Here is a 3246-nt window from a genome sequence, read left to right as displayed (position 1 = left end):
CCCGGCCCCGCGCCACCGGGCGCAGCCGCGGACGGCGGACAGCGGGACGCCGGCGCCGAACACCCGGGCCGGGACGACACCGCGCCGGACGCCGGCGGCGCCGTGGCGCAGGACGTGCCGGTGAGCGCGCCTGTCACCGAGGACGATGAGCCGGTCCTCGTCCCGGTGCGCCTGGCGGACCCGGCCGTCGTCGCCCTGCTCAGCCCCGGCGACATCGTGGACGTTCTCGCCGCGCCGGCCGCCGTCGCCGAGGAGACCGCCGGCGCCGCGCGGCGTATCGCACACCGCGTGCGGGTAGCCGACATCCCGCAGCCCGACGACACTGGACCGGCCGACTGGATGGACGGCGCACTCATCGTGGTGGAGGTGTCACCGCGGACGGCGGTGGCCCTCGCCGGATCCATGAACGATTCACATCTGACGGTGACGCGATGGTAGACAGCTCGTTGCCCGTCAGGAGAAGCGCGGGCTCCACCGCGCGAGGAACACGGAAAGGTCAGGGCGTTGAGCGAGGAAAAGCAGGGCGTTGTCGCCGGATTCAGGGAATTCCTGATGCGGGGCAACGTGGTGGAACTGGCAGTCGCGGTCGTCGTCGGTGCGGCGTTCACCAAGATCGTGAACGCCGTGGTGGAGGGCGTGATCGGCCCGCTGGTCGGCGCCTTCGGCACCCAGAACCTGGACAGCTACACGTCCTGCATGAAGGGCCCCTGCGACGTCGTGAACGGCGAGCAGATCGGTGTCCTCATCAGCTGGGGGTCGGTCCTGAGCGCCGCGCTGACCTTTCTCATCACCGCCGCGGTCGTCTACTTCCTGATGATCCTGCCGATGAACCGCTTCAAGGCCCGTCTCGACGCCAAGAAGCCCGAGGCGGCACCGTCGGCCACCGAGCTGGAGCTGCTGGCGGAGATCCGCGACGAGCTGGTCGCGCAGCGCGCCGCCCGCACCACCGACGGTCGTCCCGAGCTGGACAAGACGGTCGGCGCCCAGCGGTCGGGCTCCGGCGAGGACTGAGTACCGGCTGCCGCTCGGGAGCCCGGCGACCAGACCGCGGTCGGCGCGCCGAGGGGGGGCCGGTCCCGTCAGAGGTGGTGCGGCGGCTTCTCGTCGAGGAACCGCGCGAGGTCGGCCGCCGCATCCGGCACCCTCCGGCGTTCGTCGCCGCCCCAGCCCTCGTCACTGTCGTCGCGGGAACCGGCGGCGAGCGGGTCCTCGAAGTCGAGCCGGGTGTGCGGGGCGTCGCGCGGCGGGTCGGGCTTGTCCGTCATGCCGTCCAGCCTACGGCCGGCCGCGGACGCCGCCCGCCCGGCGCCGCCCGGGTGTGCGGCGCCCGGCCACGGGGCGAGCACCTCGTCCCACCACAGGTCCCGGCCCGGGGTCCACGGCACGGGGCGGCGGAGCACCGGCACGACCACGACGCTGCGGACCTCGGGGCAGGAGGCAAGGGCCTGGTCGAGCTCGGACTTGAGCGGCACGACCCGTCCGTCCCGCTCGTAACCGTCCGCCACCACCACGATCCGCGCCCCCGTGCTGCGCAACCGGTGCCGGACCCATCCGGTGTGGTCGCCCAACGGCAGACTGATGCGGACGGCGTCCAGACGCAGACACGCGAGTGTCGTGGCGAAGGACGCCGGGGAGGTCGGCAGCATGGCCGCCACCCGACTGCCCGAGCCGGCCCCCAGGCGGGCCAGGCCGAGAGCCGCACGGCGGCCCGACTCCATCAGATGGGCGTGCGTGGGTACCGCCACGCCGTCACCCGTGTCCCCCGACTGGTGGCTGGTCATGGGGCGAGCCTGCACGGTCGCGATATACGTCCGCTAAACGTGCCGCGGCAGGGGGTGCGGAGCGCGGCGCCGTGGTAGCCATGGATCCATGCGCGACGCTCTGACCGACGTACCCGGGCTGTTGGTGGGCCATGCCGAGCGGACGGGGAACGGCTCGCTCACCGGCGTGACCGCGGTGCTGACCCCGCCGGGCGGGGCCATGGCGGGGGTCGACGTCCGGGGCGGCGGACCGGGGACCAGGGAGACGGAGGCACTGGACCCCCGGAACCTCGTGGGGCGTGCCGACGCGGTCGTCCTCGCCGGTGGCAGCGCCTTCGGGCTGGCGGCGGCGGACGGGGTGATGGCCTGGCTGGAGGAACGCGACCGCGGCTTCCGGGTCGGACCGCGCCCCGGCCAGGTGGTCCCGGTGGTGCCGGCCGCGGTCCTCTTCGATCTGGGACGCGGCGGTGACTGGTCGAAACGACCGGACGCGGCGCTGGGGCGGGCCGCGGCCGAGGCGGCATCCGTCGAGGTACCGGAGGGGAACCGCGGCGCGGGCGCGGGCGCGGTGTGCGGCGGGTTGAAGGGCGGGGTGGGCACGGCGAGCCTGCGGGTGTCCTGCGGTGCGACGGTGGGAGCACTGGTGGTGGTGAACGCGGTGGGATCGGTGGTCGACCCGCTGACCGGTTCGCTGCACGGCGCCCCGTCCTGGCGGCCCTCGCCGGCGGTCCGGGAGGCGGCGGCGGAGCGGTTGGCCGCCGCACGGCAGGAGTCGGACCGGCGGGCGCCGCAGTCGCTCGACGGCCCGCTCAACACCACCCTGGCAGTGGTGGCGACCGATGCCGTACTCACCCACGGCCAGACCCACAAGCTGGCGGGGACAGCGCACGACGGGCTGGCACGCGCGGTGCGGCCGGTGCACCTGCTGACCGACGGGGACACCGTCTTCTCGCTCGCCACCGGTGAGTTCCCGCTGCCGGACGGCGCGTCGCGGATCGCCGCCCTCAACGAGGTGCTCGCCGCCGGGGCGGACACGCTGAGCCGCGCGGTGGCGCGAGCGGTGCTGGCGGCGGAGAGCTGCGACACACCGGGGGGTGTCTTCCCGTCGTACCGGGAGCTGTACGGCGAGCCGGACGGTGCCGACGCCTGAGAGCGTGCGTGAGACCCCACGCCGGGCGCGACGCCGACCACGGCGGCCCGCTGCCGCGTTGTCGGAGACGCCCGAGGGCAGTCCGGTGGAAGGGAGCCTCTCCGCCGCCGTGCAGCCCCGCCGCATCCGCCGAGCGGCACCGGGTGCGGGGCGGTGACACCGGCCACGGTCACCGCCCCGCGCACGAGGGACCGCTGCCCACGCGCTCCCGCCGCGCCTGCCGGGACGCCGGGACGCCGGGTCGCCGGGTCGCCGGGACGCCGGGGCACGGTCCCGCCATGCGGGGGCCGCTGCGCACGGAGCCCGGCGGCTGGGGCGAGGGGCCCAGGCGTGGTG

Annotated in this window: 4 protein-coding genes; 3 read left to right on the top strand and 1 reads right to left on the bottom strand. The window is 75.3% G+C overall.

Annotated elements, in window-relative coordinates; all coding sequences use genetic code 11:
• Positions 1–438: hypothetical protein (locus tag HCN52_RS25735; protein ID WP_168090381.1), on the top strand; the 438-nt coding region annotated here is incomplete at its 5' end.
• Positions 439–504: 66 nt separating this feature from the next.
• Complete coding sequence (gene mscL / locus HCN52_RS23140; RefSeq protein WP_209314891.1) at positions 505–1011, top strand: large conductance mechanosensitive channel protein MscL; 507 nt, start codon at positions 505–507, stop codon at positions 1009–1011.
• A gap of 68 nt (positions 1012–1079) precedes the next feature.
• Here mscL and HCN52_RS24975 read toward each other — a convergent pair whose 3' ends face one another.
• Positions 1080–1781, bottom strand: coding sequence for an AMP-binding protein (locus HCN52_RS24975; RefSeq protein WP_245175386.1), 702 nt, complete (start codon positions 1779–1781; stop codon positions 1080–1082).
• An 88-nt stretch (positions 1782–1869) separates the two neighbouring features.
• On the opposite strand from HCN52_RS24975, the gene HCN52_RS23125 reads away from it, so the two are divergent.
• The gene (locus HCN52_RS23125; RefSeq protein WP_168090380.1) at positions 1870–2910 is read left to right on the top strand and encodes a P1 family peptidase; all 1041 of its coding nucleotides are present in this window, start codon (positions 1870–1872) and stop codon (positions 2908–2910) included.
• Positions 2911–3246 lie beyond the last annotated feature (336 nt).

The organism is Streptomyces bohaiensis (assembly GCF_012033785.1).
Lineage (GTDB): Bacteria > Actinomycetota > Actinomycetes > Streptomycetales > Streptomycetaceae > Streptomyces > Streptomyces bohaiensis.
The sequence above is the reverse complement of the archived record's forward strand: the minus strand, read 5'-3'. Positions and strand labels throughout refer to the sequence as shown.